This is a genomic window from Shouchella rhizosphaerae, from assembly GCF_900142675.1.
Lineage (GTDB): Bacteria > Bacillota > Bacilli > Bacillales > Bacillaceae_D > Shouchella > Shouchella rhizosphaerae.
The window spans coordinates 619,484-635,861 of sequence record NZ_FRBS01000002.1; the positions used below are offsets into that span (position 1 = coordinate 619,484).

Below are 16,378 nucleotides of genomic sequence, written 5' to 3' on the forward strand. Positions count from 1 at the left end.
CCACCGTGATAGAGAAGGTAGTTGATGACCAAGAAAAACAAGAAACGAAACGAATTATTGCCCGTTTGACCGAGAAACTAAACGATCCACAAAAAGTGGAAGAGATTGTAATGGATAAGAACAATGTCACGACGATTAGCAAAGTAAATCCGTGGGACCCTGTTTCTTTATCTCATGGTTTTGCAGGAACGATTTTATTCTTCTCTGAATTGCATAAAATGTATCCTGAAGAGAAGTGGGATCATGTGGCCCATAATCATATTGTCTACGCTAGCAACTATCTAAAAAATGGGGTCCATTCTATCTCTTTATTTGGTGGAATTACAGGATTTGCTTTTGCTGTGTTCAATGCATCTGAAAATGGTACAAGATACCAGAACTTATTGACAAAACTGGATGAAGTGATTCGTAGGGTAGCAGAGAATGAGATCGAAGAAGAAAAACAAAGGAATGGTCTCGGCGCTCTACCAACTTTTTATGATGTGATCCAAGGATATTCTGGAATTGGAAGGTATTTGCTTGAAAGAAGAAAGGATACGCCAGCTTTTAACGGCTTAATTGAAGCGATTTTGCGCCGGTTTGTTGAAATGACTGCCACCATAACATGGGAAGAGCATGAGGTTCCAGGATGGTATGTTACGCAAGAGAATCAATTTTTAGAGAAGGATAAAAAGATTTATCCATTTGGCAACTTCAATTTGGGCCTTGCCCATGGCATCCCAGGGCCGTTAAGTTTTTTATCTTTATGTCTATTAAAAGGGATCGAGATACCAGGGCAAAGGCAAGCAATAACCACGATTGGCAATTGGCTCGTCCGTCATGCGAAAAGCAATTCAACTGGTGCCCCAGTTTGGGCCCATCGCGTAGGTGTGAAAGAAGCTATAGTGAACAAATATACCGTTATAGATGAACGGGAAGGCTGGTGTTATGGCAATCCTGGTGTTGCCCGGTCGCTCTATTTAGCAGGAAAAGCGCTGAACGATCTTCCCTATCAGGAAATGGCGGTTAAGTGTTTCCACGGTATTAAGGAAAAAACATTAGAAGAACTAGACTTGCAAAGTGCGACGTTTTGCCACGGAAAGAGTGGTTTGCTGCAAATCATGGTACGGATGAAAAACGATCTTAACATCAATGATTTTGACAAGCTCATCAATCAATTGGAAAACGGGATTAAGGAACAATATAGGGATCAGCATCCGTTGGGATTTAAAGATTTTGAAATCGGAAGCCGAACAAACGAGTTAGATAAAGCGGGCTTATTGGAAGGGGCAGCTGGCGTTGGATTGGCCTTATTGTCGAGGACCGGTGACGACAGTGATCTCTTCTGGGATAAAGCGTTTTTAATCAGTTAGGGGTGAGGATGTGCCGGAAAAGGAAGAAAAAAACATACTAGTCGGAATTTCTGGATCGATCTCTGTCATAAACATGCCCTCCTATTTAGCTTTTTTTAAACATACGTATGGTCATGTCAAGGTCATCATCACAGAGCAAGCCAATAAGTTGTTTCCTGCTTCCTCTTTGTCGTTGTTTTGTGATGACATTTTTCAGGATCACAATGAAACGATAGATCCAAATACGGCCAGCCATGTCGGGTTAGCTAGGTGGGCAGATCTATTTATTGTCCTTCCCGCTACGGCAAATAAAATCGGCCAAGTTGCTAATGGCTTAGGCATGGATCTTCTGTCATCAACCATATTGGCTTCTACGAAGCCTGTGCTCTTTTGCCCAAACATGAATGAGGCGATGTGGAACAATTTTTTTGTAAAAAGAAATATGGCGTTGATTAAAGAGGGAGGACATATTATCATCCCCCCAGTGGAAAAAGAAGCATATGAAGTGGCTTCGGGAAGCATTCGAAAAAACTTTATTATTCCAGATATGTATACCATCGCTCAAGAGATAGATAAAGCCATGGCTGTAGAAGAAAAAAGCTAGGATGCCGTACGGTACGTCCTAGCTTTTTTGTTGTTTTGGCGGATGTTGAATTTGATTTTTTTCTGATAGGGAAAAGGGATAATCATTTTTAGAAAAAGGAGTGATAGCCGATGGAAAAGATCATTGAAACAAAGAATTTAACAAAAAAAATAAAAGGAAAACCGTTAGTGGAAGAAATCAACCTTTCCATCGCCAAGGGAGAGATCTGTGGTCTTATCGGTCCTAATGGTGCAGGGAAAACGACGATTATGAAGCTGTTGACGGGATTGCTCATCCCTACAAGCGGAGAAGTGAAACTGAATCAATGGAATGTGCATAAGCAGCGAAAGGAAGCGATGCGTTCTGTTGGCGCCATTATTGAGTCGCCCATTTTCTTTGAATTCATGACGGGTCGCGGAATGCTCTTAAACCTTGCCAGACTCCATGGGTTGAACAAACAGGAGCGACAGGATAAAGTCGCAGAAGCATTGACGATTGTTGGTCTAGATGGCCGCGGCGATGAAAAAATACGGACGTACTCTTTAGGAATGAAGCAACGTTTAGGGATCGCTCAGGCGCTGTTAGGCAATCCAGAGATTGTCATATTGGATGAGCCTGCCAACGGCCTGGATCCGATGGGGATGAGGGAATTGAGGGAATTGATTTTGCAATTAAATAAAGAAAAAAATATTACGTTCTTGATATCAAGCCACTTGCTCGACGAACTCCAAAAGATATGCAGCACGCTCGTTATTATTAAGCAGGGAAATGTCCTTTTTTATGGAAAACAAGAAGAGATTTATGACAAGGCAGAGAATAATTTAGAAGATATTTTTATCGGGATGATGTCATAATGGGACAGCTAATCATTAGTGAATTTGAACGGTTATGGTCGAGATGGTCCATTCGGCTGCTAGTATTGGCCTTGCCGCTATTAGTCATTGTTACTGGTGTTTATTTCCAAAACCACAATCAAAACAGGTCAATGGATGCTGTTGATTACGCAACCGCTTTAAATTTTCCTATTCTCAGCATATCAGAGCATTTGTTTATTACGTTCAACATTCTGCTCATTTTTATTTGTGCCTATGTGATAACCGAGGAATATCAACAAAAACAAATCAAATTAATAGTGCTTCGTGCTTATTCCATGAGCCAAATTTTTCTGTCCAAATTCATTGTGATGGCAACTTCTTTATTTATTTGTTTCTTTCTTTATTATTTGGCTTCCTTCTCCATTGGGCTGATCATGTTTGAGATGCCTGAAAGGTCGATTCTTTTTGTTTCTGAAGCAGACGTTACAAATACGGAGATGGTTCGTTATGCATTGAACTATTATGGCATTGCCTTTCTTACTAGTCTTACGGCGCTCTCGTTATTTTGCTTTATCGCGATTTTAATGCCCTCTGTCAATGCTTTATTAGGAAGCGGCATTTGCATTCTTTTCTTTTCGATTGTTGGTCCGCAGCTGTTAGAGCAATCAACCGCTTTTGCCGAAGGGAGCAATATATCTTATGTGGTGTACGCCTCCATAACAAAAATTCAATACACCGGTATCTCGTTATTGCTTTCAGGCGGGGAATTGAGCGGTTGGCTAATAGCCGTTACTTCGTTTTATTTGTTGGTCTTTCTTGGGGGCGCGTATTTGGTTTTTACTCGCCGAAATTATTATGTGTAAAGGAGCCGTATGATGAAACATTTAATCATAAGTGAATTGGAGCGGCTTTGGAAGATGAGAATGATGAAAATCCTCTTGTTGCTGCTCGTAGGCATCTCCTTTTTTTCCGCTTACTTTTTGACTTGGTTCGATCTAGGTCTTTATACTGCAGATAGTGAAACGCCGTTAAATGCTGTTAACTTTTCCTGGTTTTTGTTAAGGGAAGTCTCTTTCTTTGTAACACTAGTCATCATGCCGTTGTTTTGCGTGGTTGTTTTGAACTCACCAATAAAAGCAAAAACGTACAACTTAGTGTTGTACCGTCCATTTCACCGTTTAGAGTTTTTACTGTCTAAATGGGGAACGCTGCTTCTGATTGCTGTCTTCATCACCGTGTTTATTTGGCTCATTGGTGTCATGTTAGGCTTTTTCTTTTACCAAGTTCCAGAATACGTGACTTTTTATGGTGACCTTACACGCTATTCCATACTGAATGGATACATTTATTCAGCTAAGCTCTATTTTTTGTTTTGGGCTGTCATTGCCGCTGGAATTGCTATTGCCAGTGTGATGTCGATTATGGCACCAAACCCGATTATTGCTTACTTCTTATTAATGATTGCCTATGTGGTGCCAATTTATTTTTCAAATGAGCTGACATTTTTGTTGATGCCCACTCAATCCATTTTTATTTCGCTTTCGGAAACGAACATGCCATTGCTTTACATGGCGTTGCCGTTAATTGTTCTGTTTGGCGGAGGGATTTCAAGTTTATTATGGGTAAAGCAAGATTTTAAATAAATGTTTTGTGAGGGGATAAAATGGAGCACATTCTGATTGTCGATGATGAAATTCAAATTACTTCAATTGTGGGAGAGCTGTTACAGGAAGAAGGCTACCAAACAACAGTCGCAAATGACGGAATGAACGCGATAAAGCTGATTAAGGAGCAGGATTTTGACTTAATCATCCTCGATATCATGATGCCTTATGTGAACGGGTTAGATGTTTGCCGTAGCGTAAGGGAATTTACCGATGTTCCGATTTTATTTGTTACCGCTCGAACAAGTATGAACGACCAAATTAATGGGCTAAACATAGGGGGAGATGACTACATAAACAAACCGTTTACCCATGAACAGCTACTTGCTAGAATCAAAACTCATTTAAGGCGGGAAAAACGGAAGCAACAACCTACAGATGAACTCGTCTATGGAAAAATAAAACTCGACCGGCGGACAAATGAGCTCCGCTATGGCGAAACCCCATTGTTGCTCACAAACAAAGAATTTAAAATTATGGAAATGTTAATGAGCAACCCAAGGCAAATTTTTTCGAAAGATCATCTATACGAGACGATTTGGGGAGTAGAAGCAACTGGACAATCACACACGGTGACAGAACATATCCGAAATATTCGGATACGCATTCATAAAATTGATCCAATGGCAAATCTGATCCATACTGTGTGGGGAGTGGGCTATAAACTTGAATAAAAAAAGAACGTCCATTAAACAGCAAATCCGATTAACAATAGCCAAGACGATTTTATTAAGTTTCTTCGCTACCATCATTGTCGTTTTGGCAAGTTGGGCGATTGTCATGAGCATCGATGACCGCTATTATGCCAATTACTATGAGAGCCAAGTCCCCAAAATAACCGATCAAGTACAAAGCTTGAATCGTGAGCTTGTCAATTCGCAAGCGTCGGGGGCCAAACAATTAGAAGAGATCATTCCCACCCCAGGCATGGAATACCAAGTGCTGGACGAACAAGGAACATTCTTGTACGGTTCATTTTCCGCTAACGTCAACCCAGAAGGCGTCCATTTGTTAAACAAGGTCAACAAATCGTTTTTGGAAGAGAACACCGCCACATCGTTTATTCCGATTGTCGACCAAAATGGTACATTTGCTGGCAGTGTCGTACTTCAATATAAACTGGAATCGGAAGTTGAAGCCTTATTTAATATTTTTTTTGTTTGTCTATTCCTCACGCCATTTTTCTTTATTATGATCTTTACCTATTATTATGCGAGCAAACTAGGAAAAAACTATTACGCAAGGATTCAAAAATTGATTGTCGCCACAGAATTGGTCCGAAAGCAAAATTTAGATTTTGAAATCGAGGCTGACGGAAACGATGAAATCACAAAACTTTCGACTTCATTCAATATAATGAAACAAGCGTTGCAAGACGCTCTTTACCAGCAATGGAACTTGGAAAAAAACCGTTCCGAGTTTATTTCGTCTGTCTCCCATGACTTAAAAACGCCATTGACGATCATGAAAGCAAACGCGCAAATGTTGGAGAGAAAGATAAAAGATGAGCAGCATAAAACGTATATTGCGAATATGATCGGCGAAATTGAGAGGACGGAAAAACTCGTACAAGAGCTTGGTACTAAAATGAACGACGAAGAGTCTTTTTTTGCCATTGAAACAAAAACCGTCGAACCAGGTCATTTTTTTAAAACTGAATTTGCAAAGTACAAAGATTTTGTTCAAAACGAAGGACTGACGTTTCACACTTCCGTTCTCGACTACAGAAAAACAGCGAACACGATTCAGATAGATGTGCAAAAAATAACGCAAGTGATAGACAACCTCATATCAAACAGCTTACGCTTCGCCGAACCATATGATGGGCATATTGATTGTCATGCAGAATGCCATGACGATTACGTAAAAGTGACTGTAAGCGACAATGGAAAAGGCTTCACTGAATCAGACTTGCATTACGTCTTTCAAAAATTTTACCAGAATAACGATAGTGCTGACCCTCATAAAGGACTTGGGCTTTACATCGTCAAACACATAATCGAAAAACATGGCGGAAACGTTCAAGCATGGAATGACAAAGGCGCAGTGGTTTCCTTTCAGTTACCTGCTGTCCCAAAAAACAGCCACTAGCATTTTGCGCTAGTGGCATTAAATTTCAGTGGGTTTTAATCAAAGCACACAATTCCTTGGTTTTCAATCGCTTCGGCACGGGCATCGCCAATTCCTTTAATTCGTTTCATGTCATTATAAGAGGAAAAGGGCCGGAGTTGAATAATTTGTGCGGCTCGATCTGGACCAATTTCATAAATCGCTTGCAGCTCAGACTCGGAAGCACTGTTGATTTTCACCGTTCCAGGCCCACAACTATTGGTACTTGCGCTTTCTGAAGACTGTGCAGTCTCTGTTTCTGTGGTAGCGGTTTCATTTCCGTTATTAGTCGAGGCGCTGGCCACTTCTTCTTCCAACTTCGAGATAGTCGTTTCCTTCTCTTCAATCGTTTGCTCTTTTTCTTTGATTTTATCGTCTAATGCAGCAAGCTTGTCCTCATAATCTTCACTAATTTCAGCAGTGATGCGTTCTTCCAGTTCTTCCTCGATTTGTTCCCGAAATTCCTCTTCCCATTCAAGTTTTGCTTCCTCTAATTGCTCTTCAAAAGAACCGTCAACGTCGCTTTCTTCCGCCTGTAGGAGCTCCAACTGCTCTTCAGACTCTTTTAACGATTCCTCAGCTTCCTCTAACGCAACAGTCAATTCTTCCATTTCCGTTTCTTTGTCTTGTAAGGATGCTTCTAAGGTTTCGATTTTTGCTTGCGAACGATCTAGTTGGGCGGATTGGGCTTTATTTGGGTCTTGCGTACTGTCGTGTAAGATAGAAGTAACAATAAGTACTGGAATCACGTATAAACATACTCGACTTCTTGATGGTAGCCGGATCAAGCTCGGTTTAATCAATCCTAGAATAAAAGCAAATAGGGAAAGTGCCGCCAAAATGAAAAATAACGTATTCAAGCTAGTTCCTCCTTTGTGGTGTAATATGGTAATTGTAACAAACTATCAGACTATCGTCATGGGTTAATTTGCGTAGGGGAGGAGTTGATTTGTTTATGAGTTCTTATATAAGGGACGCGCATCTATGATGCACAGCCATGTTCTATTCAAAATAAGCATTGTGTGAAACGGTTGACAGGTGTACTTTTTTTAAGGACGGTGTGTTGATATGAAAGATTTTTTTCGAGCGCTTTTCTTATTTGTGGTTGGCTTTGTATGGCTATTAGTGCCTATCTTCTGTTTTGGACAGTGGTAACTCCCTTATGGGCCATCATCCCTTTTCTCGTTTTCATTAGTATGGGCCTGTTATGTCTTCGTATTTCTAAAAAACTAAATAATAGAAGACAATGAACGTTTTTCTCTCAATAGTGAAAGATCTAAGGTAGCTAGAAAAACACTAGTGCCGAGTCTCTCATAACTACCTTAATCAATTGGTATAACTACTGGTAACGTTTACTGATTTGAAGTAAACTAATGGAAAATGAAAGTGAATGCGAATGTTTATGATTAATAGTCTATGGTTTGAAACATCGGAAATTGCTTAAATAATTAGTAGGAGAAAATGCGTTATGACGATATTAATCCTAATTGTACTATTGGGCTTTTTAGTGGATTTTTGGAAGGCTAGACAACAAAGAAATGAAATAATAAAGCAGAACAAAGAGATGATTGCCTTGTTAAAAGAACTAACGACAAAGAAATAATTTTGTGAAAATGGAAAAGTCACACTAAAATAGGAGAGTCTTTGTGTGTAGGTAAAAGTCATTTTGAACCATAAGCTGCCTGTTTCTCACCAAGAGATGGAAAGAACGATTACGGTTACACGCGACTTTGCCGATCTCAATCAGAGAATCATGATCTACGTTAGATCAATTTGAAATTGAAAGAGAAACAGGTCACATACCTTGAAAGCAACCAGTGTTTTTTAACTTACGGTTTAAAAGCAGATGCACAAAGCATCTGCTTCTATTAATCTCGTGACGCATCCAACTCCTCTATATTCCTCACCACATTCATTCGGGGATGGTACCCAACGAGGTTGACCATTTGCCTGCTTAATTCAACTACCTTCCTGAAACATTTCAATCCAATCCTGTTGTCCGTTTTCTTGATACCATCGCGTTCTCTAAGAGCGGACATTGCTTTATCGTAATTGTAATTATACGAACGAATCACTCAATTTTAGTGTGATACGGTTGTTAAACTAAGCCATCTTGTCCTCTGTGTCATAACGTATATGGAGGTGATGATGAGATGGCAAATAAACTATTGGTATTTGCAGATACTGGGATCGATGATGCGATGGCGATTATTTACGCCTTGCAGCATCCAGACGTGGAACTGGCGGGCATTGTAGGTGATTTTGGCAATGTAAGCCGCGATCAGGCATTGCGCAATGCATCGTATTTGCTAAGTTTGGCCGATCGGAAAGGGGTTCCGGTTATTGCTGGAGCGACTCGAGCGCTAAATGGAGAAGAACCGGAATTCTTCCTGGATATTCATGGAGAAGAAGGTCTTGGGCCGATTAGGCCGCCCATTCCAGCAGAGCGTTATGCGAATCGAACCAATTTTAGCCGTTTGTTTCAAGTGATTAAAGAGAATCCAAATGAAATAACCATTGTCGTTCTCGGCCGTTGCACGACGCTGGCAATGGCTTGGATGATTAATCCTGCCGTTATGAAACGGGTGAAAGCGACGTTTCTCATGGGAGGCGCTTTTTTAGTGCCGGGAAATGAGACTGAATTAGCGGAAGCCAATTTTTTAGGAGATGCCACTGCCGCCAATTTTGTTTGTACACATGCGCCAAATGTAACGGTTGTGCCTTTGAATGTGACGAGGGATGCGTTGCTAACGCCAGCCGACGTCAATTTGATTGACTCTAAAGCAACGACGCCATTGCTTCGTACTATTAAGCCGATGCTTGACTTTTATTATGAGTCTTATCAAGTTCTCGAACCTGGTATTCAGGGAACGCCGCAACATGATCTAACAGCATTGATGGCGGCAATGGAGGTCCCGAATTTGTTAAGCTATAAACGGCGCAACGTTCAGGTTGAAGATCAAGGTCGATACTCATCGGGACTAAGTATCGCTGATTTTCGCCCTGCCTCGGGCGCATGCAGTGGACCTTACTGCCCGCGCATAGCTGTTCGTCTAGATTTTTCTGTTTTTCGGACAAATGTGCTTGATATTTTCACAAGAAGCTAAAGCAGCCCAGCCAATAAATCGTTGCTAGGCATTACGCATTCTTCTCTTCCACAAATCAACGTCCATTGTGTTGAAAAAGTGTCACTTACATCACAAGCTCTGATCCTTTTTCAGCTAGAGATGCTTTCTGATAGAGAGGGAAGGGATGCAAATGCTGTTCGATTAATTAAAAGGTTTGAGATTGATAGGGGCGTTGTAAATTGAAGTAGAAAACAGTTAGAGACACGGTCGAGGAGATCCGAGCTGACTTGAACTCTTTTTTCAACCTTCTTTGCAGCCGCATCTCCTCTCATGTTTTTATTTCGGTGGACAAGAGCCTTTCGAAAATGAGTCGCATCATTTGAACAAACGATTTGCCCATTCCAGAGTCTAAAGCACTTCTACGTGAAAAGGGGGAAACCGTTTTTGTTTTTTAGCCTTCAGTAGTCAATTGAGGATAACGATTAAATGAAAGAAATAGTCATTGACAAACAAGCACTTCCGTCATATATTATCTGTAACCGGTTACATGTGTTAGGAGAATGAGTATGACGACAATTAAGGATGTTGCGAAATACGCTAAGGTTTCCGTAGCGACCGTCTCGCGCGTGTTAAACCAAAAAGGCTATGTCAGCAAAGAAGCTGAACAGGCTGTGAAGACAGCTATTGAAATGTTAAATTATAAACCAAACGCTGTAGCGCGTACACTTTATCATAAAACATCAGGAATGATTGGGTTGCTTGTCCCTGATATAGCAAACCCTTTTTTCCCCGAACTTGCCCGAGCGATTGAAGATGTGGCACTCAAGAAAGGGTACACGGTTGTGCTGTGCAATACTGATAACGAGTTAAAAAAAGAGCAACATTATGTCCACGCTCTTCAACAAAAGTATGTAGACGGGCTTATTTTAGCGACTGGCACTGGGACATATGAACACTATGAGACACTTGACTTGCCTGTAGTTGCGTTGGACCGTTTTGTTAGCGCCAACATTCCGACTGTCGTATCTGAAAACAAAAATGGGGCAAAGGCTGCTACGGAGCACTTAATTGAACAAGGTTGTGCATTTATAGCTCATTTGCGTGGACCGAAAGGCCTGAATCCTGCTGATGAGAGATACGAAGGGTTTAAGGAAGTTGTTGAAGCAAATGGAATTGCTCATATCATCGTGGAGACGGGCTTTCAAATAGAGCAAGCGGAAGAAGCCGTTCGTGCTTTGCTTGAAAAACACCCGACAATTGATGGTATTTTTACAAGCAGTGATGTAGCAGCGGCTGGAGCGATGAAAGCAGCTCATACATTAAAACGCTCGATTCCAGAAGACTTACAAATTGTAGGCTTTGATGGCATTTTATTTGGCAATATGTTGGTGCCTTCGTTAACAACCGTACAACAGCCGATATACGAGATGGGCGAACTGGCGATACAACTATTGGTGCAACTAATAGAAAAAAGGTCTTTGCAGTCGTATTGGCATGAACTGCCGACGACTTTAACAATACGAGGAACAACAAAAGGAGGTGGTGCCTAGTGGTTAAACGAAAAGTGGCTGTCATTGGTAGCATTAACATGGATATGGTGACGAGTACGGACCATGTGCCAGCTCAAGGAGAAACCGTAATGGGAAAGGGCTTTAAAACAGTGCCTGGTGGTAAAGGGGCAAATCAAGCTGTGGCTGCAGCTAGGCTTGGTGCTGACGTCCGCATGATAGGGCGTGTTGGCGATGATGCCTTTGGCGAGCTGCTAAAGCAGGGGCTTCAAGATGAAGGTGTTTGTGTGGATCATGTGGAACCCGTTACACACTGTAGTTCCGGAGTAGCTACGATTCTGCTTTCAGATGGGGATAACCGAATTATTGTCACAGCTGGAGCAAATGAATATGTGAACGAAGCATTTTTATCTACATGTGAAGAAGTGATTGCAGACAGTGATATTGTGTTGATTCAATTGGAAATTCCGTTAAAAGCAGTTGAGTATGCAATTGCCCTTTGTAAGAAACATCAAGTACCGGTCATTCTTAATCCAGCGCCAGCACAGAAGTTATCGCAACAAACGTATGAGAATAGTACATGGATTACGCCAAATGAGTCAGAGCAGGCACAGTTGTTTGCAAATACGAATGTTCATTTAAAAGAGAAACTAATTGTTACCCAAGGTGCTGCTGGCGTGATATGGACAGAGAATGGGGTAGAACAGCGTATTGCTGGTCATCGCGTTATGCCAGTAGATACAACAGGGGCAGGTGATACCTTTAACGGCGCACTGGCTGTTGCGCTTGCAAGCGGAAAGCCAATGCGAGAGGCGGTGATGTACGCTAATGCAGCGGCAGCGTTATCGGTACAGTCATTTGGCGCTCAGGGCGGGATGCCGAGTAAAGAAGAGGTGGCTGCTTTTCTGTTGGAAAGACAGTAGTGTCTTTTTGCAGGAAGGATCAACCTATCAAGCATTCAGGAGGATCAACCATGAAGAAATTAGGCATCTTAAATCGTGATATTGCCCGGGTGCTTGCGTCGCTAGGGCATACAGACCAAATCGTCATATCAGATTGCGGATTACCAATACCGTCTAACGTTGAATGCATCGATCTTTCCATTAGGTTAGGTGTACCAAATTTTGTTGATGTTCTAACAGAAGTATTGGCCGATATGGAAGTGGAGTTAATGATGGCGGCAACAGAAGTTAGAACAGAAAGCCCGTCCATTCATCAGGAACTGGAAAACAGGCAAATTTCGATTCGTTATTTGCCTCATGATGAATTGAAAGCGGAAACAAGTAAAGCGAAAGCAATCATCCGTACAGGCGAATGTGCACCATACGCCAATGTCATCTTACGCGCAGGGGTTATTTTCTAAAGAAGAGGTGTGGCTATGATTGTTGAAATGAGCCAGATAAGCAAGTCATTTAGTGGAAACCAAGTATTGAAAAATGTGTCTTTCACGCTTGAAAAAGGAGAAATTCACGCGTTAATGGGCGAAAATGGTGCTGGTAAGTCTACCCTTATGAAAATTTTAACGGGCATTTATCCAAGGGATGAAGGGGTTGTCCGTGTGAAAGGGAAGGAGGTTGCCTACACGCATCCAAAAGATGCGGAAAAAGACGGAATTGCTGTCATTCATCAAGAACTCAATATTTTGCCAGAGCTGTCAGTTGCAGAGAATTTGTTTCTTGGCAATGAGTACACCGTTGGAAAAACGGGTTGGCTTAAAACCAAAAAGATGAACGAATATGCTGAACAACAGCTGGCCGAGCTTGGTCTTAAAGTAAAAGCTTCGGACCGGGCAGGTGCTTTATCAGTCGGGAAGCAGCAATTGATTGAAATTGCCAAAGCCCTTATGACAAATGCAGACATTATTATTATGGACGAGCCAACAGCAGCGCTAACAGACCGGGAGATTGATACATTGTTTACTGTTATTCGTGGCTTGCAGGAGAAAGGCGTGACTTTCGTTTATATATCGCACCGAATGGAAGAAATCTTCTCCTTGTGCCAACGTATTACAGTCCTTCGTGATGGAAACTATGTGAGCACGAAAGTCATTGCCGAGACGAGTTTTGATGAGATCGTCAAATTAATGGTCGGTCGGGAGCTTGGAGGTCGCTATCCTGATCATGATTTAGAACCAGGTGCGGTAAAACTCGCCGTTAAAAATGTGAGTAGAAAAAATGAATTTGAAAGCGTTACCTTTGAGGTGCGGGAAGGTGAAATCTTTGGTATTGCTGGTTTGATGGGGGCGGGGCGCTCAGAAGTGGTGGAAAGCATTTTTGGCTATCGGCATTTGCATAGTGGCACGATTGAAATTGATCAAAAACCAGTTGTATTTAAACGACCGGTTGATGCAATTGAGAATGGTATTGCCTTTGTGCCAGAAGACCGAAAAACAAAAGGACTTATCGTTAATTTTTCAGTTCGGGACAATCTCTCCATAACGAACTTAGCAACTGTTTCTTCGGGAAACATGATGTCTTCTACAAAAGAACAGGCTCTTTATCAAGAACTTGTAAAGAAGTTAGGTGTCCGTACCTCTGGACCACACCAAAAAGCGAAATCACTGAGTGGAGGAAACCAGCAAAAAGTGGTTATCGCTAAATGGCTTGGTATGAAGCCGAAAGTGCTCATTTTGGATGAACCAACTCGGGGCGTTGATGTAGGTGCGAAAAAAGAGATCTATACAATTATGAATGAACTGGCCAAGCAAGGTGTGGCAATTATAATGGTTTCTTCAGAACTGCCGGAAATTATCGGCATGAGCACACGCGTTGCCGTGATGTTTGAAGGCAAATTAATGAAAGTACTTGACCGCAATGAGTTATCAGAAGAAACGATTATGCACTATGCGACGGGAGGAGACAAACATGTTCACCAATAAACGAGTCAAGGCATTAACAGCGACGCTTGGTCCATTTATCGGCCTTTTCCTTATCATATTAATTATTAGCATTCTAAACCCAGGATTTTTATCAGCGCCGAATCTCCTCAATGTCCTTCGGCAAGTATCCATTAATGCGCTCATTGCATTTGGAATGACGTTTGTCATTTTGACAGGTGGGATTGATTTATCAGTTGGTGCAATTCTTGCTTTTTCTGGAGCGGTCACTGCAACCTTACTTTCGTCAGGGATGGACCCGATCTTAGCGATCTTAATTGGATTGCTTGTTGGAGCAGCACTTGGTGCAATAAATGGCATAATCATTGCAAAAGGAAAAGTAGCACCATTTATTGCGACACTGGCGACGATGACGATTTACCGAGGCGCGACCTTAATGTTTACAGATGGCAGGCCTGTATCAAACTTAGGTGATTCTACATTGTTCCAAATGCTTGGAGGCGGCTACTTTTTTGGAATTCCAATGCCGGCGATTACGATGATGATTAGCTTTGTTATCTTGTACTTGATTTTAAAGAAAACCACATTTGGCCGTCGCGTATATGCAGTTGGTGGCAATGAGGAAGCATCGATTCTATCAGGCATCAAAGTCGACCGAATTAAGATTTACGTATACTCTCTGACTGGATTTTTGGCAGCCGTTGCTGGTGTGATTTTAACGTCGAGGCTAAATTCAGCTCAACCAACGGCTGGCACGATGTACGAACTTGACGCGATTGCTGCGGTTGTGCTCGGGGGAACGAGTTTAACAGGTGGAAAAGGGTGGATTGTCGGAACGCTTATTGGTGCCTTAATCATAGGAGTGTTGAATAATGGGTTGAATTTGCTTGGTGTCAGCTCTTTTTTCCAGCAAATGGTTAAAGGAAGTGTCATTTTACTTGCAGTCTTGCTTGATCGCAGAAAAACAGCTTAAGGAGTTCTGGTATTAGGATGGCTCTTAACCTATCAATATCAGTCGGTGTTTATGTCAGGAGATAGCTTAACTTTATAGAGGGAGGATTTACAATGAAAAAACGACAATTATCGGTTGCAATGATCGGAATCGCTGCACTAATGGCGGCTTGTTCAATGGAATCTCCAGTTTCTGAGGAATCAGAGCCAGTAGACGGTTCCAATGGTGGTGCAAATGACGGTGAATTCACAGTGGGCTTTTCCATTTCAACAATGAACAACCCGTTTTTTGTCACTTTAGAAGAAGGGGCAAAAGCGAAAGCAACTGAACTTGGGTTGGAAATGATTTCAGTCGATGCGCAAGATGACAATGCCAAACAAATCAATGATGTGGAAGATTTAATCCAGCGAGGAGTAGATTTAATTCTTGTGAACCCAACAGATTCTTCGGCAGTGGCAGCCGCTATTGAAGCAGCGAATGCAGCGGACATCCCTGTTATTACTGTTGACCGTGCAGCTGACAGCGGTGAAGTTGTCACACATATTGCATCCGATAACATCGCGGGTGGTGAAATGGCTGGTGAATTGTTGCTTGAGCTTGTTGGCGAAGGGGCGACTGTTGCTGAACTTGAGGGCATCCCCGGCTCATCAGCTGCACGTGAACGGGGAGAAGGATTTAACAACGTCGCAGATGAGAATTTACATGTAGCTGCAAAACAAACGGCTAATTTTGATAGAGCAGAAGGTTTGGCAGTGATGGAAAACATCTTGCAAAGCAATCCCGACATTGCTGGTGTGTTTGCCCATAATGACGAGATGGCGCTCGGTGCACTCGAAGCTGTATCCGCTATTGGTCGTGACGATATTGTTGTTGTTGGATTTGACGCCACAGATGACGCTGTAAACTCTGTTGAAAGCGGAGGTTTGGCAGGAACCGTTGCTCAACAACCAACGCTAATTGGAGAAGAAGCGTTGGAGGCTGCATTCTCTGTTCTGAGCGGTGAGGAGATTGATGACTTTATTCCTGTCGAACTTAAATTGGTTCAACAGTAGAAGGAGAAAGGCTCGGTGCGTACGTGCCGAGCTGTTTTGATTGCTTGGAACGGCTTAAATAATGGTAGAGGAATTCCACTAAATTACCTTGATTTTTTAATAAGAGATAAAAAGAATTACAGGCGAATAGAAGGAGTTGTCCCAAAAGGTCATAGATAAATGACCTTTTGGGGTGGCTTTTTTGCATTTAGATAAAAAAGCACAAAAAAACCGCCCAATCGTTTAAAATGAAGGTACCACTACCAAAATTCAAACGAAAGCAGGCGATTTTTTTGCGTAACCCAAAGGTCACTTTCCAAGAGTATACCATGAATCAACTCTATCTGCCTATGGATTTTTCCGATCTTATCCCCGAACATCATGTCGCGCGTGTGGTCAGTGACGTGGTGGATGGGTTGGATGACGATTTCTTTGTTCGCGCGTATGAAGGTGGAGGCAGACCCGCCTATCATCCGAAAAT

The 16,378-nt window shown here is 42.0% G+C and carries 16 protein-coding genes and 1 pseudogene; 16 read left to right on the plus strand and 1 reads right to left on the minus strand.

The window, feature by feature from the left end:
* Positions 1 to 5 precede the first annotated feature (5 nt).
* The 7 genes from BUC05_RS09000 (at position 6) to BUC05_RS09030 (ending at position 6,484) form a co-directional block, all read left to right on the plus strand.
* The gene (locus BUC05_RS09000; RefSeq protein ID WP_051881179.1) at positions 6 to 1,352 is read left to right on the plus strand and encodes a lanthionine synthetase C family protein; all 1,347 of its coding nucleotides are present in this window, start codon (positions 6 to 8) and stop codon (positions 1,350 to 1,352) included.
* 10 nt (positions 1,353 to 1,362) lie between these two features.
* Positions 1,363 to 1,935 carry a flavoprotein gene (locus BUC05_RS09005; RefSeq protein ID WP_035203438.1) on the plus strand — a complete coding sequence of 191 codons (573 nt, stop codon included), beginning with the start codon at positions 1,363 to 1,365 and terminating at the stop codon, positions 1,933 to 1,935.
* A gap of 110 nt (positions 1,936 to 2,045) precedes the next feature.
* On the plus strand, positions 2,046 to 2,768 hold the full coding sequence (locus BUC05_RS09010) for an ABC transporter ATP-binding protein (RefSeq protein WP_035203435.1): 723 nt from the start codon (positions 2,046 to 2,048) through the stop codon (positions 2,766 to 2,768).
* Positions 2,768 to 3,592, plus strand: coding sequence for an ABC transporter permease (locus tag BUC05_RS09015; RefSeq protein ID WP_073304603.1), 825 nt, complete (start codon positions 2,768 to 2,770; stop codon positions 3,590 to 3,592). The genes BUC05_RS09010 and BUC05_RS09015 overlap by 1 nt, the downstream gene beginning before the upstream one ends.
* A gap of 12 nt (positions 3,593 to 3,604) precedes the next feature.
* On the plus strand, positions 3,605 to 4,372 hold the full coding sequence (locus tag BUC05_RS09020; protein WP_035203428.1) for an ABC transporter permease: 768 nt from the start codon (positions 3,605 to 3,607) through the stop codon (positions 4,370 to 4,372).
* Positions 4,373 to 4,392: 20 nt separating this feature from the next.
* Positions 4,393 to 5,067 carry a response regulator transcription factor gene (locus BUC05_RS09025; protein ID WP_011248391.1) on the plus strand — a complete coding sequence of 225 codons (675 nt, stop codon included), beginning with the start codon at positions 4,393 to 4,395 and terminating at the stop codon, positions 5,065 to 5,067.
* Positions 5,060 to 6,484 carry a HAMP domain-containing sensor histidine kinase gene (locus tag BUC05_RS09030; RefSeq protein WP_073304606.1) on the plus strand — a complete coding sequence of 475 codons (1,425 nt, stop codon included), beginning with the start codon at positions 5,060 to 5,062 and terminating at the stop codon, positions 6,482 to 6,484. Before BUC05_RS09025 ends, BUC05_RS09030 begins: the two co-directional genes overlap by 8 nt.
* Before the next feature lie 35 nt (positions 6,485 to 6,519).
* Here the strand turns inward: BUC05_RS09030 and BUC05_RS09035 are convergent, their stop codons facing one another.
* Entirely contained in the window at positions 6,520 to 7,362 is an 843-nt protein-coding gene (locus BUC05_RS09035; protein ID WP_073304608.1) for a ComEA family DNA-binding protein, read from the minus strand.
* 608 nt (positions 7,363 to 7,970) lie between these two features.
* Between BUC05_RS09035 and BUC05_RS21915 the strand changes: the two genes are divergently transcribed.
* The 9 genes and pseudogenes from BUC05_RS21915 to BUC05_RS09075 all read left to right on the plus strand — a co-directional run.
* Positions 7,971 to 8,105, plus strand: a complete 135-nt coding sequence (locus BUC05_RS21915; protein ID WP_255222650.1) for a hypothetical protein — start codon at positions 7,971 to 7,973, stop codon at positions 8,103 to 8,105.
* A 550-nt stretch (positions 8,106 to 8,655) separates the two neighbouring features.
* Positions 8,656 to 9,609, plus strand: a complete 954-nt coding sequence (locus BUC05_RS09040) for a nucleoside hydrolase (protein ID WP_073304610.1) — start codon at positions 8,656 to 8,658, stop codon at positions 9,607 to 9,609.
* Between the two features lie 527 nt (positions 9,610 to 10,136).
* Entirely contained in the window at positions 10,137 to 11,120 is a 984-nt protein-coding gene (locus BUC05_RS09045; protein ID WP_073304612.1) for a LacI family DNA-binding transcriptional regulator, read from the plus strand.
* Positions 11,120 to 12,001 carry a ribokinase gene (gene rbsK, locus BUC05_RS09050; protein WP_011248386.1) on the plus strand — a complete coding sequence of 294 codons (882 nt, stop codon included), beginning with the start codon at positions 11,120 to 11,122 and terminating at the stop codon, positions 11,999 to 12,001. The genes BUC05_RS09045 and rbsK overlap by 1 nt, the downstream gene beginning before the upstream one ends.
* 50 nt (positions 12,002 to 12,051) lie before the next feature.
* Positions 12,052 to 12,441 carry a D-ribose pyranase gene (gene rbsD / locus BUC05_RS09055; protein ID WP_073304614.1) on the plus strand — a complete coding sequence of 130 codons (390 nt, stop codon included), beginning with the start codon at positions 12,052 to 12,054 and terminating at the stop codon, positions 12,439 to 12,441.
* A gap of 15 nt (positions 12,442 to 12,456) precedes the next feature.
* Positions 12,457 to 13,956, plus strand: coding sequence for a sugar ABC transporter ATP-binding protein (locus BUC05_RS09060; protein ID WP_011248384.1), 1,500 nt, complete (start codon positions 12,457 to 12,459; stop codon positions 13,954 to 13,956).
* Positions 13,922 to 14,887, plus strand: a complete 966-nt coding sequence (locus BUC05_RS09065) for an ABC transporter permease subunit (RefSeq protein WP_372513872.1) — start codon at positions 13,922 to 13,924, stop codon at positions 14,885 to 14,887. The genes BUC05_RS09060 and BUC05_RS09065 overlap by 35 nt, the downstream gene beginning before the upstream one ends.
* A gap of 92 nt (positions 14,888 to 14,979) precedes the next feature.
* Entirely contained in the window at positions 14,980 to 15,918 is a 939-nt protein-coding gene (gene rbsB, locus BUC05_RS09070; protein ID WP_035203402.1) for a ribose ABC transporter substrate-binding protein RbsB, read from the plus strand.
* A gap of 272 nt (positions 15,919 to 16,190) precedes the next feature.
* Positions 16,191 to 16,378, plus strand: a pseudogene (locus BUC05_RS09075) (IS5/IS1182 family transposase); the annotation flags it as partial.

Bases quoted from the DNA above. Each gene is read 5' to 3' on its own strand.
- BUC05_RS09065 (WP_372513872.1), top strand. From the start codon at position 13,922: ATGCGACGGGAGGAGACAAACATGTTCACCAATAAACGAGTCAAGGCA.
- rbsB (WP_035203402.1), top strand. From the start codon at position 14,980: ATGAAAAAACGACAATTATCGGTTGCAATGATCGGAATCGCTGCACTA.
- BUC05_RS09015 (WP_073304603.1), top strand. From the start codon at position 2,768: ATGGGACAGCTAATCATTAGTGAATTTGAACGGTTATGGTCGAGATGG.
- BUC05_RS09025 (WP_011248391.1), top strand. From the start codon at position 4,393: ATGGAGCACATTCTGATTGTCGATGATGAAATTCAAATTACTTCAATT.
- rbsD (WP_073304614.1), top strand. From the start codon at position 12,052: ATGAAGAAATTAGGCATCTTAAATCGTGATATTGCCCGGGTGCTTGCG.
- BUC05_RS09010 (WP_035203435.1), top strand. From the start codon at position 2,046: ATGGAAAAGATCATTGAAACAAAGAATTTAACAAAAAAAATAAAAGGA.
- BUC05_RS09045 (WP_073304612.1), top strand. From the start codon at position 10,137: ATGACGACAATTAAGGATGTTGCGAAATACGCTAAGGTTTCCGTAGCG.
- BUC05_RS09020 (WP_035203428.1), top strand. From the start codon at position 3,605: ATGAAACATTTAATCATAAGTGAATTGGAGCGGCTTTGGAAGATGAGA.
- BUC05_RS21915 (WP_255222650.1), top strand. From the start codon at position 7,971: ATGACGATATTAATCCTAATTGTACTATTGGGCTTTTTAGTGGATTTT.
- BUC05_RS09060 (WP_011248384.1), top strand. From the start codon at position 12,457: ATGATTGTTGAAATGAGCCAGATAAGCAAGTCATTTAGTGGAAACCAA.
- BUC05_RS09040 (WP_073304610.1), top strand. From the start codon at position 8,656: ATGGCAAATAAACTATTGGTATTTGCAGATACTGGGATCGATGATGCG.